14 protein-coding genes are annotated in these 18604 nt (G+C 67.5%); 5 read left to right on the top strand and 9 right to left on the bottom strand.

Annotated elements, in window-relative coordinates; translation table 11 throughout:
• Positions 1 to 8 precede the first annotated feature (8 nt).
• Positions 9 to 1040, top strand: coding sequence for a LacI family DNA-binding transcriptional regulator (locus CYJ26_RS05925; protein WP_101638124.1), 1032 nt, complete (start codon positions 9 to 11; stop codon positions 1038 to 1040).
• 15 nt (positions 1041 to 1055) lie between these two features.
• Here CYJ26_RS05925 and CYJ26_RS05930 read toward each other — a convergent pair whose 3' ends face one another.
• The 7 genes from CYJ26_RS05930 to arfA all read right to left on the bottom strand — a co-directional run bounded on the left by CYJ26_RS05930 (position 1056) and on the right by arfA (position 9333).
• Complete coding sequence (locus CYJ26_RS05930) at positions 1056 to 2126, bottom strand: LacI family DNA-binding transcriptional regulator (protein WP_081449147.1); 1071 nt, start codon at positions 2124 to 2126, stop codon at positions 1056 to 1058.
• 59 nt (positions 2127 to 2185) lie between these two features.
• Positions 2186 to 3076 carry an NAD(P)-dependent oxidoreductase gene (locus tag CYJ26_RS05935; RefSeq protein ID WP_006548340.1) on the bottom strand — a complete coding sequence of 297 codons (891 nt, stop codon included), beginning with the start codon at positions 3074 to 3076 and terminating at the stop codon, positions 2186 to 2188.
• Between the two features lie 232 nt (positions 3077 to 3308).
• Complete coding sequence (locus CYJ26_RS05940; RefSeq protein WP_006548339.1) at positions 3309 to 4274, bottom strand: aldose 1-epimerase family protein; 966 nt, start codon at positions 4272 to 4274, stop codon at positions 3309 to 3311.
• A gap of 179 nt (positions 4275 to 4453) precedes the next feature.
• Positions 4454 to 5395, bottom strand: a complete 942-nt coding sequence (locus CYJ26_RS05945; RefSeq protein WP_006548338.1) for a carbohydrate ABC transporter permease — start codon at positions 5393 to 5395, stop codon at positions 4454 to 4456.
• Complete coding sequence (locus CYJ26_RS05950; protein WP_024034428.1) at positions 5385 to 6329, bottom strand: carbohydrate ABC transporter permease; 945 nt, start codon at positions 6327 to 6329, stop codon at positions 5385 to 5387. Before CYJ26_RS05950 ends, CYJ26_RS05945 begins: the two co-directional genes overlap by 11 nt.
• Before the next feature lie 20 nt (positions 6330 to 6349).
• Positions 6350 to 7687: an extracellular solute-binding protein gene (locus tag CYJ26_RS05955; protein ID WP_040319679.1), complete on the bottom strand. Its 1338-nt coding sequence runs from the start codon at positions 7685 to 7687 to the stop codon at positions 6350 to 6352.
• 137 nt (positions 7688 to 7824) lie between these two features.
• Complete coding sequence (gene arfA, locus CYJ26_RS05960) at positions 7825 to 9333, bottom strand: arabinosylfuranosidase ArfA (RefSeq protein WP_024036161.1); 1509 nt, start codon at positions 9331 to 9333, stop codon at positions 7825 to 7827.
• Between the two features lie 239 nt (positions 9334 to 9572).
• Between arfA and CYJ26_RS05965 the strand changes: the two genes are divergently transcribed.
• From CYJ26_RS05965 to CYJ26_RS05975, 3 genes are read left to right on the top strand one after another with little or no spacing between them, the layout of a single operon-like run.
• On the top strand, positions 9573 to 10598 hold the full coding sequence (locus CYJ26_RS05965; RefSeq protein WP_006548334.1) for a LacI family DNA-binding transcriptional regulator: 1026 nt from the start codon (positions 9573 to 9575) through the stop codon (positions 10596 to 10598).
• Positions 10583 to 11644: a LacI family DNA-binding transcriptional regulator gene (locus CYJ26_RS05970; protein ID WP_101638125.1), complete on the top strand. Its 1062-nt coding sequence runs from the start codon at positions 10583 to 10585 to the stop codon at positions 11642 to 11644. Before CYJ26_RS05965 ends, CYJ26_RS05970 begins: the two co-directional genes overlap by 16 nt.
• A 31-nt stretch (positions 11645 to 11675) precedes the next feature.
• Positions 11676 to 13505 carry a glycoside hydrolase family 2 protein gene (locus CYJ26_RS05975; RefSeq protein ID WP_006548332.1) on the top strand — a complete coding sequence of 610 codons (1830 nt, stop codon included), beginning with the start codon at positions 11676 to 11678 and terminating at the stop codon, positions 13503 to 13505.
• A gap of 122 nt (positions 13506 to 13627) precedes the next feature.
• On the opposite strand, the gene araA is transcribed toward CYJ26_RS05975, so the two are convergent.
• On the bottom strand, positions 13628 to 15145 hold the full coding sequence (gene araA / locus CYJ26_RS05980; RefSeq protein WP_180950862.1) for an L-arabinose isomerase: 1518 nt from the start codon (positions 15143 to 15145) through the stop codon (positions 13628 to 13630).
• A 236-nt stretch (positions 15146 to 15381) separates the two neighbouring features.
• On the opposite strand from araA, the gene CYJ26_RS05985 reads away from it, so the two are divergent.
• Positions 15382 to 16476: an acetylxylan esterase gene (locus tag CYJ26_RS05985; protein WP_239668804.1), complete on the top strand. Its 1095-nt coding sequence runs from the start codon at positions 15382 to 15384 to the stop codon at positions 16474 to 16476.
• A gap of 101 nt (positions 16477 to 16577) precedes the next feature.
• Here the strand turns inward: CYJ26_RS05985 and CYJ26_RS05990 are convergent, their stop codons facing one another.
• A complete protein-coding gene (locus tag CYJ26_RS05990; RefSeq protein ID WP_024036373.1) occupies positions 16578 to 18554 on the bottom strand; it encodes a right-handed parallel beta-helix repeat-containing protein in 1977 nt (658 codons plus the stop codon).
• Between the last annotated feature and the right edge of the window lie 50 nt (positions 18555 to 18604).

Below are 18604 nucleotides of genomic sequence, written 5' to 3' on the forward strand. Positions count from 1 at the left end.
GCTCCACAATGACCAGCCGCCGCAACCGCGCGGTATCCATGGCCGACGTCGCCGCGAGGGCTGGAGTGTCAACGCAAACAGTGTCCCGGGTCACCAACGGGGTCGGCGCCGTGGCCCCAGCCACGCGCGAGCGGGTGCTCAGCGCGATGCGGTCCCTGGGCTACCGCCCCAACGCCGCCGCCCGGGCGCTCAAGCGCGGCAGCTTCCGCTCCATCGGTGTGGTCATGTTCGACCTGACCAAGACCGGGAACGTGGCCACCCTCGCCGCGATCTCCGACGCCGCCACGGCGCTGGGGTACACCGTCACTCTCGTCACCGAGCGCTCACGTACCTCAGCCTCCGTTTCCAGCGCTTTCACGCGCCTGCAGGAGATGGCGGTGGACGGCCTCATCCTCGTCATCGACTCCATCCCCGACGACGGCCCCTCCTACCGCCTTCCCCGCACACTGCCGCTGGTGGTCCTTGACTCCACCGTCGTGCCCGGCCACGCTCGGATCGACACGAACCAGACCGAAGGAGCCCGGCTGGGGGTCGAGCACCTGATCGAGCTCGGCCACGCCACTGTGCACCACCTCGCCGGCCCGCTCACCTCCTCCATCGCGCGCCAGCGCGAGGCCTCCTGGCACCAGGTCCTGCTCAGCCACAACCTCCAGGTCCCGCCCGCGGTCTACGGAGACTGGACGTCGCTGTCCGGCTACCGCGGGGCCGCGAGCCTCCTGGAGGACCCAGGTTGCACAGCCGTCTTCTGTGCCAACGACGAGATGGCCATCGGGCTCATGCACGCAGCCCAGGACGCCGGGCGCAGCGTGCCCGGAGACCTGTCCGTCGTCGGCTTCGATGACATCCCCCTGGCCGGTGACGTCACTCCACCTCTGACAACCGTGCACCAGGACTTCACCGAGATGGGACGTGCCTGTATCACGCGCCTGGCCACGATGATCGCCACTGACGAGTCCGACACCGCTACCCAACTCATCCCCACCTCGCTGGTCGTGCGCGCCTCAACGGCGCCGCCGCGCTCGACGGCGCGTACCAGCTGAGCCCGACCGGCTGCCTCAGCGCCCGCTCGAGGCACGCACCTGCAGCTGAGGTGCGATCGAGTGCGCGGAGCCAGCCTCGCCGTCGAGAGCCCTGAGCGCCACCTCCAGGCAGACTCGGCCCAGCTCGTCAAAAGGCTGGCGCACAGTGGTCAGCGCCGGACGCAGGAACGCCGCGCCCTCGATGTCATCAAATCCCACTACGGCAACCCTCCCCGGCACCTGGACGCCCGCGTCCCTCAGAGCCGCGAGCAGTCCGAGCGCCATGAGGTCGTTGCCGCAGAAGACGGCGTGCGGGAGGCCCTCGTCCGCCAGGCGCCGCCCCAGGGCGTAGCCACACTCGGGGCTCCAGTCACCGACCAGAAGCTCAGGCACAGCCAGCCCTGCGTCCTCCAGCGCCCCACGCCATCCGCGCACGCGCGCCTCGGCGTCGTACCAGTCCTGGGGCCCGGCCAGGTGGACCACCTGCTCGCGGCCAGTTTCCAGCAAGTGGCCGACGGCGAGCCGGGCACCCAGGTCCTGATCGACTGAGACCACGTGCATCCGCGCCGTCGGCTCCAGGCCGTCAGCAACGACGACAACGGGCAGCGCCGCCGCAATCTCGCGTAGGGCGTCTGCGGCCCAGTGCTGGGAAGCCACCGCAATGACGGCGTCAACCCCCCGGGCGACGAAGAAGCGCAGCACCCCTTCCAGACCGGCCCGGTCCGCCTCTGGCAGAGAGGCAACGAGGCAGGCGTACCCGGCGGCCCGGGCCGCCCCCTCGATGGCTGAGGTGGTGGAGGCCGGCCCTTGGAACCCTGAACCGGTGGTGACCACGCCGATCATCCGGGTGGAGTCAGTCACCAGCGCACGCGCCGCGAGGTTGGGCCGGTAGCCCAGCTCCTTGATCGCGGCCTGCACGCGTGCCAGCGTCTCCGGCCGGACGGAGTCAGGACGGTTGATAACGCGAGAGACCGTCTGGTGCGAGACACCCGCAGCCCGGGCCACATCCATCATCCCGGGGCGACGACCGTGAGACGCCGACGTCGTCCCGGCAGGCGTCTGCTCACGAGTGCCACGCCCGCCGCCAGATCGTCTCGCTCCCGTCATAGCCCTATCTTGCCCTGGCTACGGCACGATCCGGGCACCGACAGGACCGTCACCCGCCCTCAGGCCCGAGCCTGTCCCAGCAGGTAGGCCGCGAGCGCGGAGTCGTCCTCCGCCTCCAGGCCGGCCGCCTTGGCCACCCGGTAGAGGTTCTCCGCTGCGCTGGCCACCGGCGTTGGCAGCTGGGCCACGCGGGTAAGACTTCCGACGATGCCCATGTCCTTGAGAATGACGTCCAGGCGCGAGCGCAGCTCAGGGGTACGTCCCTCCATCTGCTCCACCATGCGCGGACCGCGGTCAGCCAGCATGAAGGAGGCTGCGGCGCCGGTACCCATGACCTCGATGCAGCGCATCGGGTCCAGGCCTAAGGTCTTGGCCATCGCCAGCGCCTCGGCGGCCGCGGCGGTGTGGATGCCGCACAGGAGCTGGTTGACAGCCTTCATGTTCTGACCGGCGCCGCACTCCCCCATGTCCACGAGGTGAGAGCCCAGCGCCTGGAGCACCGGACGCGCCGCCGCGAGCGACTCCTGACTGCCTCCCAGCATGATGAGCAGCTCACCGTCGCCGGCTCGCACCGCCCCGCCGGACACAGGGGCGTCCACCAGCCCGACGCCGAGGGCAGCCAGCCGAGTCTCCATGTCCAGGACGCACTCGGCACCGACCGTCGAGGTCACGACGACGACACTGCCCTGCTTCAGGGCCTTAGCGGCGCCATCCGTTCCGAAGAGGACCGCCTCAACCTGGGGCGCGGAACGAACGGCGATGACCGCCACGTCAACGTCCTTGGAGGCCTCCGCGGCGCTCACGCAGGCCTGTGCGCCGGCCTCCTGCGCCAGGTCGCGACGCGCTTGGAAGGGGTCAAAGGCCTTGACCGAAAAGTCCTGAGCCAGGTGCGTGGCCATCGGCAGCCCCATGGCCCCCAGTCCGAGTACCGCGACCGTCACATCCGTCATCGTGCTTCTCCGCTTCCTTGTGGAGCTCGTATGTCAGCCGTTCCGCTTCCTTGCCGAAACGCCGTTAGTATGACGATAACACTTATTCATGGCGCAGCACCCTTTACCACCGCACGTGTTCGCGCCTTTCCCCGCCCAGCCCGGGCGGTACCGCGTAGACAGACCGCGAGCCACCGAGCCGAAGCAGCTCGGTGGCCCGCAACAGGTCTGTCTCAGTGAGGCTGCGCCCGCCTCAGTCCTCCTCGAAGAGGCGGTAGGTGAACTCGTGGGACTGGCCCACCTCCAGCGTCACCAGGTCCGTACCCGAGTTGAAGGCGTTGGGCGGGCAGGTCATGGGCTCGACCGCGACTCCACACCGTCCCAGGTGCTCGCCCGAATAGATCTGCACCCACGGCACGTCAGAACTCATGACGGCGGTATGTCCGCCCTCACCGCCCGTCAGGCGCACCTGCCACTGGCCGTCAGGAAGGCCGGTGTAGGCATTGTCCGTGGAGGTCTGTCCCACGAGACGCCCCTCACGCCAGTCCCAGTCGGTTCCCGCGATCTCGCGCTCGCCGGCCGGTGCCATCGTGTCCGGCTCCACGTCCAGGACCCGCTCGGCCGGAACCGTCAGCACGCACTTATCCAGCGCGACGCCACGGGTGAGGTAGGGGTGGCAGGAGACGCCGTAGGGGGCGGGTGCGAGCACGCCGTCGACCTCCGGTGCTCCGGCCACGTTGGCCGCCGGTGCGGCAGCGGCACCAAGGTTCGTTGACGTCGTGGTGACTGTCAGGCCCCGCTCGGCGTCCAGGGCGAAGCAGACCGTGACCTCCAGGGCCCAGGGGTAGACGTAGGAGGGCATGAGCGTCAGCTCCAGCGTGACCTCGCTACGCGGCCCAGCGGCGTCATCCTCGCCAGTCTCCGAGGCCACCTGGAAGTCACACCACCCCACGAGCCCGTGCAGCGCCGAGCCGGTGTCAGGCTCGTTGCACGGGACAAGGAAGTCTGCGCCGGCGTAGGTGTAGGTGGAGTCCTTGATGCGGTTGGGCCAGGGCACCAGAGTCTTGCCCTGCCACGCGGCAGGAAGAGTCCGCTCGGCATCGAAGGGGACGACGACGTCTCGACCCTCGCGGCGTAGGTGGACGAGCGTGGCGCCCGAGGTAGCAATGCGAGCCTCGTAGGGGTCGGCAACCAGGTCGATGAGCTCTCCGTTGATCATGCTGCTCCTCGCTAGCAGTGGAATGGCGCCAGGCGCCGGGTTGGTATGGGGTCTCGCGACGTCGCGTGAACGCTCACGATCCTAGTCTGCGCGACGAGGGCGAGGGCTCATGGGCTGGTGCCGGAGCCTGCCCGCAGGCACCGGCACCAGGCATGAGCCCCCGCCCTCATGGGCTGGGCCTACTGGCCACCCAAGCCCGTGGTTGCCACAGCCTTGATGATCTGGCGCTGGAAGACCATGAACAACAGGGTCAGCGGCAGCGCCGCGATCATGGCCGAGGCCATGGTCTGGGCATAGATGATGCCGTAGGCGTTCTTCACCGTGGACAACCCGACCGGCAGGGTCATGAGGTCAGGGTTGTTGGTGACGATGAAGGGCCACATGAAGTTGTTCCATGCTCCGATGAACACGAAGATCGCTACCGCCGTCACGATGGGCCGTGAAATCGGCAGGATGACGTTCCAGAACAGGCGCCAGTTGCCAGCACCATCCACCCGGGCAGCGTCCTCGACCTCCTGGGGCACCTGGTCAAAGTACTGCTTGAAGATGTAGACCATCATCGGAGCGATGGTCTGGGGCAGGATGACACCAGCAAAGGTGTCCACCAGGTTGAGGGCGTCCATCTCCTTGAACAGGGGGACGATGAGGATCTGGCCCGGCACCATGATCAGCGCGATGGTCAGCAGGAACAGCACTCGCCGACCGGCGAAGACCGTCCGGGAGAAGGCATATCCGGCCAGGGCGCAGATGATGACCGTCAGCACCGTGACCGCAGCCGCGATGAGGAAGGTGTTACCCATCCAGGTAAAGACCTCACCGCGTTCGAAGACCACGCGGTAGTTCTCCAGGGTGAACCCGCCTTCGGGGAACCACCTCAGCGGCAGGGACTGCGCCTGGTTCTCGGTCTTGAGCGAGGTGTCAATCGCCCAGGCCAGCGGCAGCAGCCAGCTGGCGGCCAGGAAGGCGAGGATGGCGAAGGCCACCACCCTGGCCACCTTGGACTGCCCGAGCAGGAGCCCTCGGGTACGACGTGTCTCAGCCCGACGCTCCGCCCGGGAGCGAGCCATCTGGGCGAGCCAGGGGTGGGTCGATGCGGAGGTGGAGATCGTCTCAGCGCTCATTGTTCTTGCCCTTCCGCGAACGGGTCACCATCTGGAAGACCACCGTGATGACGATGACGACGGCGAAGAAGATGTAGGACATCGCCGAGGCATAACCCATCCGATAGTTCGTGAAGCCGGTGTCATAGATGTACTGGAGGATCGGGCGGGTCGAGCCCTCAGGCCCGGAGCCGCCGTTGAAGGCGATGAACATCTGGTCGAAGATCTTCAGCGACGCGATCACCTGCAGCGTGGCCACGAGCACCGTGGTCCCGCGCAGCTGAGGCAGGGTCACCGACCACAGCTTGCGCCAGAATCCTGCGCCGTCGACCTCGGCGGCCTCGTAGAGCAGGTCCGGGATGGCCTGGAGACTGGACAGGTACAGCAGGAAGTTGAAGCCCACGGTCCACCACACGGTGAGGATGACCATGGACCACATGGCGACGTCGACATCCGTGAGCCAGCCGACCTTGTCCAGGCCCATCTGCTCGATCCAGTAGTTGATGAAACCGACGTCAGAGTTGAACAGCCAGGTCCACACCTGAACCACGACGGCCACCGGCAGCAGGTAGGGAGCGAAGAAGGCCAGGCGCCAGAACCACTGGCCGGGGATACCGATGTAGACCAGGAGGGCCATGACCAAGGCGATGAGGACCAGCGGGATGGTGCTCATGACGGTGAAGGCCACGGTGTGCCCCAGGGTCTGCCACATGGTGGCGTCCCCGAAGGCCTCGACGTAGTTGTCCAGGCCGACCCATCCACCGTTACCCATGAGGGACTGCTCGGTGAAGGACAGCCACAGCCCGTACAGGATCGGCAGGATAAGGAAGAGGGCCGCAACGATGAGGAAGGGCACGAGGAAAGGCAGGCCTGAGCCCAGCCGCTTGACGGAGGACTGAGAGGCCCTTGCAGCCTCAGCGTGACGCGCTGAGCGCGAGGAGGTACTGACTGACATGATGCGTTGCTCCTCGTCTCTCAGGCGGGCGGATTCTGGGCGAGCATGGCATCGAGGCGATCCATAAGACCGTCCACGGCCTGCTCGGCCGTCAGGGAGTGGGACAGCCAGCACGACTGCATGACCTCAGCCACGCGCGCCTGGAAGTCAGCTCCGGAACCGGTGAACCAGGAGGCCGGCTCGAAGACCGCCTCGTCCATGGCGTTGGCGTAGTGAGACTGCGGGACCAGATCCTGGTACTCGGCCGAGTCCGTAACCTCCAGGTTGGCGGGAGTGTGTCCACCGCCAGCCCAGTCAAGGGAGTTCTTAAGCATCCCGGCAACCACCTCGTACGCGGCGTCTCGGCGCGTCTCATCCACCTTGTCCTGGTGCGGCAGCACGAAGGTGTGGCAGTCGCCAAAGGTCGCCGGCGTGCCGAAGATGGTCGGCATCGTCATGACGTCAAAGGGGATCTCGGCCTTCTTGAAGGAGGGAAGCTCCCAGTTACCCATGAAGGTGATTCCGGTACGTCCCGTCGAGAAGGAGGCGATGGCACCGCCGTAGTCCATATCCGGATCGGCGATCTGACCATCGAGCATGTCAGCGATGAACTGAGTGACCTCCACAGCCGCCTCACGGTCCAGGTCAGCCTTCTTACCCGGGGTGAGAGTCGCCGTCGCCCCGGTCTGGTAGTACAGGCCCCACCACATGCGGCACACCTGAGCGCCGTCGCCGGTGTAGCCGTAGGAGATGCCCTGCCCACCGGTGACTGCCGCCAGTGCGCGCCCGGCCTCCAAGAAGGCCTCGGGCGAGTCCAGCCCACTGGGCTTGCCGCTGGCGTCCAGCAACCCAGCCTGCTCGCACAGCTCGGTGTTGTAGAACATGAGGAAGGCGTGGAAGTCCAGGGGAACGGCGAACTGCTTGTCGTTGACGAAGCACTTGTCCCACAAGGCGTCGGAGAACATGTCCCGGGTGATGCCGTGCTCGGCGAGCCGGTCCAGATCCCAGGTGTCAAGCAGACCGCCGGGGGCGTAGCCCACCACACGCGTTGCGTGCATGACGGCGAGGTCTGGCGAGCGCCCACCCACCGAGGACATCGCGAGCTTGGTGTAGTAGGGGCCTCCCCAGGTCAGTACCACCGGATCAATCTCGATCCCAGGGTTCTGGGAACCGACGGTGTTCATCATCTCCTGGAAGACGCCACCGTCACCTCCTGTGAACAGGTGCCACAACTGGACCTTGGTACGGTCCTGCGCCGAGGCGTTGGAGCAGCCCGACAGCAGCCCTCCTCCCGCGACAGCGGCGCCGCCGAGCATGGCAGCGGTCAGGAAGCTGCGCCGGCTCGGCATTCCCCGGCCGGGGACCCAGAGCTGACTCATCATTGACCTCCTCGTCAATGAGTGCTGATAAGGATGTGTGTCGCGCAGCGTTCTTGCGCGCGACTGGCCGGTGCTCGTCGGGGGTGGGGACGCTGCCTGGGGCCGCCAACCGGCTGACGACCCCAGGCAGCGGGCGCTCAGGCCAGCTCGACTGCGAGCCAGCTGGCAGGAGGCAGCGTGGTGGTGAGCACGCCGTCGGACAGCTCCACGGCGTGGGGCACGGGAGCGACGGCGTCAGGGTTGTCCGCCGTGTTGACGGCGTCCAGGTCCTCAGGTGCCAGGATCTGAGCCTTAACGACGCGGCTGACGCCCAGGCTGGCGAGGGCGGCGCTGAGGTCCACCGGCTCAGTCAGCGAGCGGTTGAGGGCCAGCAGGGAGCCGGTACCGGTCTCCTTGTCCCAGGTGACGACGGCGTCGAGCTGGTCGACCTCGCCGTAGCGCTCGGTGCTGGTGCGGGCGGTCTCGACGACGGCGTCATAGGCCGTGCCGCGAGCGATCCGCGAGCCGATGGAGAAGGGGTAGAAGGTGGTCTGGCGCCAGGCCCGTCCGCCCTTCTCCGTCATAATCGGGGCGATGACGTTGACGAGCTGGGCGATGCACGCCGCCTTGACGCGGTCGGCGTGGCGCAGCAGGGAGATGAGCATGCCGCCCAGAGCCAGGGCGTCAGCACCGGTGTAGACGTCCTCAATGCGCTTGGGGGCGAAGGGCCAGTCATCGGTGGCGAAGCCGTGCTCCATGGAGTTCCACTCCGCCAGGCGCCACACGTTCCACTCGTCGACGCTGATCTTGATCTTCTTGTCCGAGCGCTTCTTGGCACCCACGGCGTCCGCGGTGGCGATGACGCCGTCGATGAAGCGGTCCATGTCATAACCGGCAGCCAGGAAGCTGGCGCGGTCCTGGACGTCGGGGTCGACGTAGCGGTGCATGGAGATGTAGTCGACCTCGTCGTAGTTGAGGTCGAGGATGGTGCGCTCCCAGTCGCCGAAGGTGGGCATCTCCCAGGCCGAGGAGCCGCAGGCCACGAGCTCCAGGTCCTGGTCCATCATCTTCATGGCGCGGGCGGTGGAACCAGCAAGGTAGGCGTAGTCCTCGGCGTTCTTGTGGCCGACCTGCCAGGGGCCGTCCATCTCGTTGCCCAGGCACCACATGCGCACGTTGTAGGGCTCGGCGTGGCCGTTGTCCCGGCGCATGTCCGAGTACTGGGTACCAAGCTCACCGTTGGTGTAGTCGAGGATATTGACGGCGTCCTCCTCGCCACGGGTGCCGAGGTTGATCGCCATCATCGGCTCAACCTCTGCCTGACGGCACCACTCCATGAACTCGTCCAGCCCGAAGGAGTTGGGCTCGGTGGAGTGCCAGGCCAGCTCGCGGCGGGTGGGACGCTCGGCCACCGGGCCGATGCCATCCTCCCAGCGGTAGTTGGACACGAAGTTGCCGCCGGGGTACCGGGCCACCGTGATGCCGAGCTCGCGCACGAGCCCCATGACGTCCTGACGCAGGCCGTGCTCGTCAGCGGTGGGGTGGTCCGGCTCGAAGATGCCGGTGTAGACACACCGACCCATGTGCTCCACGAGGACGCCGTACATGCGGCGGTCGATCTGTCCGATAGGGCGGTAGGCGTCAACAGCAATACGTGCCTTAGCCATCAGGGCCTCCTTCAGCTCCGGGTTCGTCAAGCTCGCCAGCGGCGCGCGAACGACTCCTGCACCTGGCGGCAGGGCAAGGTTCTCGCAACACTTCATCGTTGTCAACAGATTTGCCCAGACGAGACCCCAAAGTTCGATATTTCGAAAGGAATATCAGCGAATCACTGGATGTACCCCATATGACATCGTTGAACATGTCATCGCCCACAATTCACGATGCATGTGAGTACACTGCTGCCATGACCTCCAAGATTCTCGACGTTGCCGCCCTCGCTGGCGTGTCAGCGAAGACCGTCTCGCGCGTGGTCAACGATGAACCTGGAGTCTCCGAATCCACTCGCCGCAAGGTCCTGGAGGCGGTGGCCCGCCTGGACTACTCCCCCGATCGTGCCGCCACCTACCTCCGCACCGGGCGCTCGGGGGTGATCGGCCTGGCGGTCCCGGAACTGGGCCAGCCCTTCTTCGCTGAGCTCGCCGACCGCATCGCCACCACCGCCGCCCGCCACCACCTGTCCGTGGTCCTCGGCGTGACCGGACAGCATGGTGAGGCCGAGGAGGACTTCCTCAACCGCCACGTGGAGCTCGACGGCGTCATCCTCTACTGGCAGGGTCTGGGACCACAGCGTCTGAGCACTGAGGCTAGACGGCGCCCGATCGTCATCCTGGGAGAGAACAAGCATGACGACGTCGACCGCGTCACCATGGGCAACGACCTCGGAGTACGACTGGCCCTGGCCCACCTGCTGGCACTCGGCCGCGAGCGCATCGCCGTGATCGGTATGCCCGAGGCCGGCACGCCCAGCCACGGTGCCGCCCGCGCACGCTCCGAAGCCTTTCGCCGCGCAGCCGCCGAGCTGGGCCTGGAGCCTGACCCGAGTCTCCTCGTCGCCTCAGACGAGTGGCGCCGTCCCGAGGGAGCGGCAGCGGTGCGCTATCTCCTTGACCAGGGACGCCGCTTCGACGCTGTCCTGGCGTTCAACGACGGCCTGGCGCTCGGAGCCTTGCACGAGCTCAACCGTCAGGGCGTCCATGTCCCGGACGAGGTCGCCGTGACTGGCTTCGACAACCTGGAGATCTCCCGCTTCTCCGTCCCCTCCTTGACCACCGTGTCCCCGCGCCTGAGCTCCTATGCCGACGACGCCGTCGACCTTCTGCTCCAGCGCCTCGCCGATCCCGCGCTTCCCCCACGCACCATGGTGGAGGACGTCACGCTCCTGCCCCGCGACTCCACGATTGGAGGTCGAGGCCTATGGGCACACGCGTAACGATGCACGAGGTCGCGCAGGCCGCCGGAGTCTCCACCAAGACGGTCTCCAACGTGCTGCGCGGTGCCGGTGGCGCTTCACAGAGCACCCGCCAACGCGTGCTCGAGACCGCCACGCGGCTGGGCTACCGGGTCAACTCCGGCGCGGCCGCTCTGCGCTCGGGCCGTCACGGCGCCGTCGCCCTGGCCATTCCCACCTTGCAGCAGCCGATCTTCGCGGACCTCGCCTCCCAGCTCATGTGCACGGCTGGCGATATGAGGGTCGTCCTGGAGCTGACCGGTGGGGAGCGGGAGCGGGAGCTAGCACTGCTAGCGGGATCGTGGCGGCGTCAGTGCGACGCACTCATCCTGCTGCCTCGCGCCATCGACCCGGCCACGCAGGCCGAGCAGGCTGAGGGAGTCGTCCTCGTGGCCGAGGACGGGCCGGCCCACCTGTCCCGCATCAGCTGCCCAGCGGCAGCCCAGACCGTGATGGTCGCCGGGCACCTCCAGCAGCTTGGATGCACCCGCGCGGCGGTGCTGGGCGTCAGCGAGCCAGCCGACCGATGGACCGAGACCTGCGCCCGGGGCCTGCGTGCGGCAGGGATCGACGTCCCCCCGGAGGCCGTGATTCGTCTGACCGAGCCCGATAGCGTGCGCGGGGGCGTTGAGGCTGTCACGAGGCTGCTTCATCAAGGGCCGCGCGTGGAGGCGATCGTCTGCCACAACGACGCCGTCGCCTCCGGAGCCGCAGCCACGCTGCAGCGGCGAGGGGCTCGTCTGCCCGAGGACGTCGTCGTCATTGGGCGGGGCGACACTGAGACCGCCGCCTTCGCCTCCCCTGGGATCACGAGCGTGTCCTGCGGGGCCCAAGCCCTGGCCGGTGAGCTCGTCAGAGTCGTCACCGAGATGCTCAAGAGTCCTTCAATCCAGCCTGAAACTGTTGAGGTTGCACCGCTCCTCGCGATCCGCGAGTCCTCCGCGGTCTCCTCGCTCTCCAGCCTTCCCGACCGCGAGGACCGCAGCTCGTTGCCGGGGTCCTATCCAGCCGCAGAGCCTCGAGGCTGAGGCCCTGTTCCGTTACTCCGAGAGGACACTCATGACTGCCACCACCCTTCACGAGGACCCCACGCTGGGCCACCCCTTCCCCCAGCTGCGCCGTACCTCGTGGCTCTCCCTCAACGGCCCCTGGGGTTTCGCCTACGACGACGCCCGCACCGGGGTGCGCCAGGGCTTTCCTGCCACCGGGGTCACGGACCGCACGATCACGGTCCCCTTCCCTCCCGAGAGTGCCCTGTCCGGCATCGGGGACACGTCTTACCACCCGGTGGTGTGGTACTCGCGCACCCTGGGGGCGCATGAGCTGGCTGGCCTGAGGGAGCAGGCGGGGGAGGCCGGGCGTGTGCTCCTGCACTTCGGCGCCGTAGACTACCGCGCCAGCGTGTGGGTCCAGGGTCAGCACGTGGGCGACCATGAGGGCGGGCACGTCCCCTTCACCCTCGACGTCACGCACGCCCTGCCCGCCCAGGGTGAGGCGCTGGTCGTCGTGCGCGCTGAGGACGAGCCGCTGGACGTGGGCCAGCCGCGCGGCAAGCAGGAGTGGCAGGAGGAGCCTCACGGCATCTGGTACTCACGCACCACCGGTATCTGGCAGACCGTTTGGCTGGAGGCCGTACCCGCCCTTCACCTCACTGAGATCGCCTGGACGCCATCGAGGGCCTGCGACGCAGTCACCTTGGAGGTCTCGCTGAGCGCCATGGCGCCAGCAGGCACGACTCTGCGTGCCGAGCTGAGCCTGGACGGACGCCCGCTCGCGGCTGCCAGCACCCGGCTTCCCGCTACAAGCACCGCCCGGCTCACGGTGGATCTGCGCGAGATGGTCCACGGCCAGCACTACGAGGAGCTGCTGTGGTCGCCCGAGCACCCCAGGCTGATCGACGCGATCGTCACGCTGGAGCCGGCAGGCCCGGCCAGTGCCGACCGTATCGAGAGCTACCTGGGCCTGCGCAGTGTGGGGGTGGAGAAGGACCGCTTCCTGCTCAACGACCGTCCCTACTACGTGCGCAGCGTCCTGGAGCAGGGTTTCTGGCCGGACTCCCACCTGGCTGCCCCCAGCGACCAGGCGCTGCGGGACGAGGTGGCGCTGATCAAGGAGCTGGGCTTTAACGCCGCCCGTATCCACCAGAAGGTGGAGGACCCTCGCTTCCTGTACTGGGCCGACCGCCTGGGGCTGCTCATCTGGGGAGAGATCGCCGCGCCGTACGAGTTCACGATCCAGTCCTTGCCGCGTCTGGTGGCCGAGTGGAGCGCGGCGGTGCGCCGCGACCGGGCCCACCCGTGCATCGTCACCTGGGTGCCGATCAACGAGTCCTGGGGCGTCCAGCACATCGGCAACCGGGCGGACCAGCAGGCCTTCTCTCGCGCGATCAGTGACCTCACCCGCGCACTGGACCCCTCGCGCCCGGTGATCTCCAACGACGGGTGGGAGCACACGAGCTCGGACATCATCACGATCCACGACTACGACCCGAACAACGTGTCCGTGCGCGAGCGCTACGCCAGCGCCGAGGCCCTGGACCAGGTCCTCGACGGCTTCGGCCCCTCCGGCCGCAAGACGATGGCCTCGGGGCACGCAGCGCCCGAGCAGGCGCCGGTCATGGTCAGCGAGTTCGGCGGCATCCGCTACGTCACGGACGACGGCGCTACCTCCTGGGGCTACACAACGGCCTCCGACCCCGAGGACTTTGAGGCGCGGCTGGCTGAGGTCTTCGAGGCGCTGCACGCCTCGCCGGTGCTCTGCGGCTTCTGCTACACCCAGATCACGGACACGATGCAGGAGGCCAACGGCCTGGCAGACGCCCAGCGACGCCCGAAGATCCCAGCCGAGCGGATCCGAGACATCGTGGTGGGCACGCACCCGACCGAGTAGCGCAGTCGGCTAGCCCAGTCGCCGCCATGGACTGACCGCGAAAGCCACGACCGACCACCGCACTTGCGTCAGTACGGTGGTCGGTCGTGGCTTTTGCGGTCGCGGGGAGGAGCGCGCTCGGCTCAGGCCTGGTTCAGGCGGTAGTAGACCTGGTTGAGGCGCAGGTTCTGGGTGAAGCTGCGCGTCGTCGTCGACTCATCAATGACGGCCAGCTCCATCTGCGCGATCTCGGCCAGGTCCTGCCAGGTCTCCAGCGTGGTGGCGGTGGACATGACCGTGTGGTGAGCCGCACCGGACATCATCCAGCACTCGGTGGAGGTGTGGAAGTCAGGAGCCGGCTCCCACACAGCGCGCGCCACGGGAAGCTTGGGCAGCGGCTCGTCGGGGCCGACGACCTCCACGACGTTGGCAGTCAGGCGGAAACGCTCGCGCATGTCAGACATGGCGACGACGATGCCCGGACCGCGGTCGGCGTCGAAGACCAGGCGCACCGGGTCCTCACGGTCGCCGATGCCCAGCGGGTGGATCTCAAGGCGGGGCTTGGACTCGGTCAGCGACGGGCAGACCTCGAGCATGTGAGCGCCCAGGATCTTCTCCTTGCCCTCACGCATCTCGTAGCAGTAGTCCTCCATGAGGGAGGCGCCACCGGGCAGGCCGTAACCCATGACCTTGGCCGCGCGCACGAGGATGGCTGTCTTCCAGTCACCCTCCGCTCCGAAGCCGTAGCCGGCAGCCATGAGGCGCTGGACGGCCAGGCCCGGCAGCTGGCGCAGACCGCCGAGGTCCTCGAAGTTCGTGGTGAAGGCGGCCGCGCCGTGCTCCTGGAGGAAGCGACGCATGCCAGCCTCGATACAGGCACCGTAGCGCAGGGACTCGTGACGCTCGCCGCCGGGCAGGAGCTCGGGGACGATCTCGTAGGCCTCCTGGTACTCGGCGATCAGCTCGTCAACCTCGGCCTCGCTGACGGCGTCGACGACGGCGACCAGATCATTGACGCCCCAGGTGTTGACCGAGACGCCCAGGCGCAGCTCCGCCTCGGTCTTGTCACCCTCGGTGACGGCGACGTTGCGCATGTTGTCCCCGAAACGCACCAGGCGGGTGTGGTGCAGGGCGTCCCAGCCGGCGGCCGCGCGGACCCAGGTGCCGATCTTGGCCTGGGTGGCGGGCTGGGTGGCGTGGCCGACGACGACCTTCCTCGGCTGACCCAGGCGCGAGAGGATGTAGCCGAACTCGCGGTCTCCGTGGGCGGCCTGGTTGAGGTTCATGTAGTCCATGTCGATGGTGTCCCACGGCATGGCGGCGGAGTACTGGGTGTGCAGCTGCAGGAGCGGCTTGGCCAGGGCGTCGATACCGAGGATCCACATCTTGGCGGGCGAGAAGGTGTGCATCCAGGCGATGATGCCGATGCAGGACTCGTCCGCGTTGGCCTCCAGCATGGCCGTGCGGATGGAGTCGCGGTCCTTCAGGACCGGCTTCCACACGATCTTGACCGGAATCGACTCGGCCTCGTCGAGCCATCGGGCCACCTGCTGGGACTGGTCGGCGACCTGGGCGAGGGTCGCCTCGCCGTACAGGTCCTGAGAACCGGTCAGGAACCAGATCTCCTTGCCGTCAAAGGGGTTGGGCAGTGCTGTAGCCATCGCGTCTCGCTCCTGGTGACTGATCGTGGTGTGGTCCGGCTCGCGCCGGGAAGGCGTTGCGTCGCAGAGGCGAGGCGGGCACATCGCTGGGCTCCGCAAAGCGCTGCGGCGGGTCCGACCGATGCCGGACACTCCAATTGTGAACGTTCACTTTCGCTCGGTCAAGTTCTCCTTCGCGCCTTCGAGGCCTCCCTACCCCGACGGCCGTAGGCTCCTGCCGGCGACACTGACGTCCCGTGCCGCTCCGTTCGGCGACCCCTGCCAAGCCGGACTGGATCCACCCCGATTGGAACCCTTCCACCATGGCCTTCTTTGACCTGCCACTGCAGGAGCTGGAGTCCTACTCCCCCGCCATCTCAGAGCCGACAGACCTTGACGACTTCTGGGCCACCACCCTGGCAGACAACGCGTTCGACCCCGCCAGCGTGACGGCGGTGCCGGTCGACTCGGCGCTGTGCACCGTCGTCATCCACGACGTCACCTTTGGCGGCTACGCAAATGATCCGATCAAGGCCTGGCTCATTACGCCTGCCGATACCCAGGGTCCCTTGCCCGCCGTCGTCGAGTTCCTCGGCATGGGCGGCGGCCGGGGCTTCTCCTTTGAGCACCTGCGCTGGGCGAGCGCCGGCTACGCCCACCTGGTCATGGACACGCGCGGCGAGGGAGGCCACTGGGGCTCAGGCGGCCAGACGCCCGACCCCCATGGCAACGGCCCCATGGTCCCCGGCTTCGTCACCCGAGGCATCCAGGACCCCGAGGGCTACCTGTGGCACCGCCTGTTCACTGACGCGCACCACGCCGTCGAGGCAGCCGCGACGCTCCCCCAGGTCGACGCCAGCAGGATCACCGTCACCGGCGTCTCCCAGGGCGGCGGCATGACGATCGCAGCTGCGGCGCTCAACCACCGTGTCATCGCCGCCATGCCTGACGTCCCCTTCATGTGTCACCTGCAGCGAGCGGTCGGCCTGACCGACGCCGGCCCCTACCCGGAGGTCGTGCGCCTCCTGCACACTCACCGCGACGAGGCCGAGCAGGTCATGCGAACCCTGTCCTACTTCGACGGTGCCGCACTGGCGCGCCGGGCACAGGCCCCCGCTCTGTTCTCCACCGGCCTCATGGACACCACCTGCCCGCCGTCAACCGTCTTTGCCGCCCGCAACAAGTGGGGCGAGCTCGCCGACGCCGTCGCCGCGCCTGGCACGGTCACCTCGCCCCGTCCCGTGGCCGAGATCCGGGTCTACCCGTACAACGGTCACGAGGGCGGCGAGGCCTACCAGTGGCGCGAGCAGGCGGCCTGGCTCGCAGACCTGCTCGCCGCTACCCCTTCCTGACGCTCGCTACCCCTTGAGGTCTTTCGCTGCCCCATAGCGCGCGCTATGGGGCAGCGAAAGACCTCAAGGGGTAGCAGACGTGGCGTTGGGGGTCGGTGCGATCACCACACCCGCACGCGGCTCGCACCGGCCTTCAGCGAGACGAGCGGACCAGCCGGGTAGGAGGACTCGTGGTCCTTGACCTCACCCACCAGGTCCACGTCCGCAAACAACGCGCTACCATCCGGGTTCTCAAAGGTCTGGTCCGGGTACCAGGCCCGCCCCAGCTCACTGCCCGTAACAGTCTTGACCGAGGTGGAGGCGATGGCCTCAGGCAGCTCGGCAACGAGGTAGACCGCCTCGCCCTCGGTCTCCAGGTGAGCGCTGGCCTGACCGATGTGAACCGGGCGCTCCTCGGACTCGTAGGCAGGAGCGTCGTTGCCGTAGGCGTTGTCCCGGATGAAGACCGGCAGGGGCGCTCCCTCGAAACGCTCGTGGTCACCCTTGGAGGGGTCGTTGACGAGCTCCAGGTAGGCCTCGACTCCGGCCGGGTGGCCGTCGAACAGCGCGGTGCCGTTAGAGATCTTGCGGTGCGAGGGCGGGTTGACGAAGGACTCCTCCCCCACCGTGGCGAGGAACAGGTTGCCGATGTAGCGGTCATCCCCACCACGGATGGCGGCGTAACCGGCCGGCTGGGTGGAGTGCGGCAGGTGGTAGGGCGTCGGGCGCTCGATGATCGGCTGGTTGGCAACCACACCGAGCACGAGGTTGTTAACGTAGGCGCCACCCTGGGAGTGTCCCTCCAGGGACACGTCCGAGGAGAAGACGTTGTGGTCCACCACGTAGGGGCCGTGGCTGACCTCGATGAACAGGTCGCGGGCGTTGTCCTTGAAGACGTTGCGGGTCACGCGCGTGCCCTGCGCCTCCCAGTCCAGCCAGATACCCAGCGTGCACTCCTCAATGAGGTTGTGCCGGATCACCGTGTCCAGGGCCGCGTGCAGCTTGATACCCGCGATCTCGTAGCCGTAGAACTCGTGCTTGGTCGCGATGTGGTGGATGTGGTTGTCCTCGATCGTGGAGAACACGCACCCCAGGTGCCCCACCACGGCGTTCTGGCCACAGTCGTGAATGTGGTTGCGACGCACCACGTGCGAGCCGATGAGGTCCTTCGACCACCCGATGTGGAAGGCGGAGTAGACGGCCTCGAGCTGGTACTGGTAGCCGGGCTTGTCCAGACGCTCCGTGGCCCAGTTGTGCCCGGAGGAGTTCTCCTTGCCCAGCGAGACCGCCGAGCACTTGGCGTCGTGGATGTCGCAGTCCTCAATGACCCAGCCCTTGGCCCAGTTCGGGCCGATCAGACCCGGCTGGTCCGCCGTCGGAGGAGCCCACGGGGTGGCCGCCTGGGCCAGCTCCAGGCCACGCACGGTGATGTAGTTGACGTGGTGGACCGTGGGGTAGAAGACGCTGCGGCGCACGTTGATCTCCACGAGCTCCTTGCGCGGGTCCGCGCCCCGGAAGTTCGCCCAGATCGTCGTCGTCTCATCTGCCACCTCAGCGAACCAGACGTAGGGAGTCTGGTCAGGCTCGCGCACCGGCTCGGCCACGCCGGTCCAGCGGTCGTAGTCCTCGGTGCGGCGTTCGGCGGTATCCACCTCCTCACGGCTGGTGACCTCGTAGAAGCTCTTGCCGTTGAGGTAGACCTCGCCCAGGTGCTTGCGCGGAGCGGTTCGCGAGGCGTAGACGGTCCAGTCGCCCTCGACCTCGATCGCGAAGGGGTTGAACTCGCCGAACAGGGTGTTGGGAACCTCGGCCTTCCACACCGTGGAGTCCGAGCCGCCCTCCTGCACCCAGTCAGTCACCTGCTCGGAGCCCTTGATGACGGCGTGCTCGCCAGGAGCGGCCTCGAAGGTGATCCGGCGGTCGTCACTGCGGCCGGTGCGCGTGGGCTTGACCCACTCGCGGTAGACACCCTCGTGAATCTGGACGGTGTCACCCGGGTAGGCCGCAGCCACGGCCCGGTTGATCGTGCGGAACGGAGCCTCGGCCGAGCCGTCAGCGGCGTCGGAGCCAGAAGGCGAGACATGGAGAACAGGGGACATCGTTGTCTCTTTCGTGATGAATGCGAAGACGGACGTGGGGTTCGGTGACC

The sequence above is a fragment of the Actinomyces urogenitalis genome, from assembly GCF_002861525.1.
In the GTDB taxonomy this organism is placed as follows: domain Bacteria; phylum Actinomycetota; class Actinomycetes; order Actinomycetales; family Actinomycetaceae; genus Actinomyces; species Actinomyces urogenitalis.

Coding starts and splice junctions, on each gene's coding strand:
- CYJ26_RS05945 (WP_006548338.1), bottom strand. CDS start 5,395: ATGAGCGCTGAGACGATCTCCACCTCCGCATCGACCCACCCCTGGCTC.
- CYJ26_RS05940 (WP_006548339.1), bottom strand. CDS start 4,274: ATGATCAACGGAGAGCTCATCGACCTGGTTGCCGACCCCTACGAGGCT.
- arfA (WP_024036161.1), bottom strand. CDS start 9,333: ATGGCTAAGGCACGTATTGCTGTTGACGCCTACCGCCCTATCGGACAG.
- CYJ26_RS05990 (WP_024036373.1), bottom strand. CDS start 18,554: ATGTCCCCTGTTCTCCATGTCTCGCCTTCTGGCTCCGACGCCGCTGAC.
- CYJ26_RS05955 (WP_040319679.1), bottom strand. CDS start 7,687: ATGAGTCAGCTCTGGGTCCCCGGCCGGGGAATGCCGAGCCGGCGCAGC.
- CYJ26_RS05935 (WP_006548340.1), bottom strand. CDS start 3,076: ATGACGGATGTGACGGTCGCGGTACTCGGACTGGGGGCCATGGGGCTG.
- CYJ26_RS05950 (WP_024034428.1), bottom strand. CDS start 6,329: ATGTCAGTCAGTACCTCCTCGCGCTCAGCGCGTCACGCTGAGGCTGCA.
- CYJ26_RS05925 (WP_101638124.1), top strand. CDS start 9: ATGACCAGCCGCCGCAACCGCGCGGTATCCATGGCCGACGTCGCCGCG.
- CYJ26_RS05975 (WP_006548332.1), top strand. CDS start 11,676: ATGACTGCCACCACCCTTCACGAGGACCCCACGCTGGGCCACCCCTTC.
- araA (WP_180950862.1), bottom strand. CDS start 15,145: ATGGCTACAGCACTGCCCAACCCCTTTGACGGCAAGGAGATCTGGTTC.
- CYJ26_RS05970 (WP_101638125.1), top strand. CDS start 10,583: ATGGGCACACGCGTAACGATGCACGAGGTCGCGCAGGCCGCCGGAGTC.
- CYJ26_RS05965 (WP_006548334.1), top strand. CDS start 9,573: ATGACCTCCAAGATTCTCGACGTTGCCGCCCTCGCTGGCGTGTCAGCG.
- CYJ26_RS05930 (WP_081449147.1), bottom strand. CDS start 2,126: ATGACGGGAGCGAGACGATCTGGCGGCGGGCGTGGCACTCGTGAGCAG.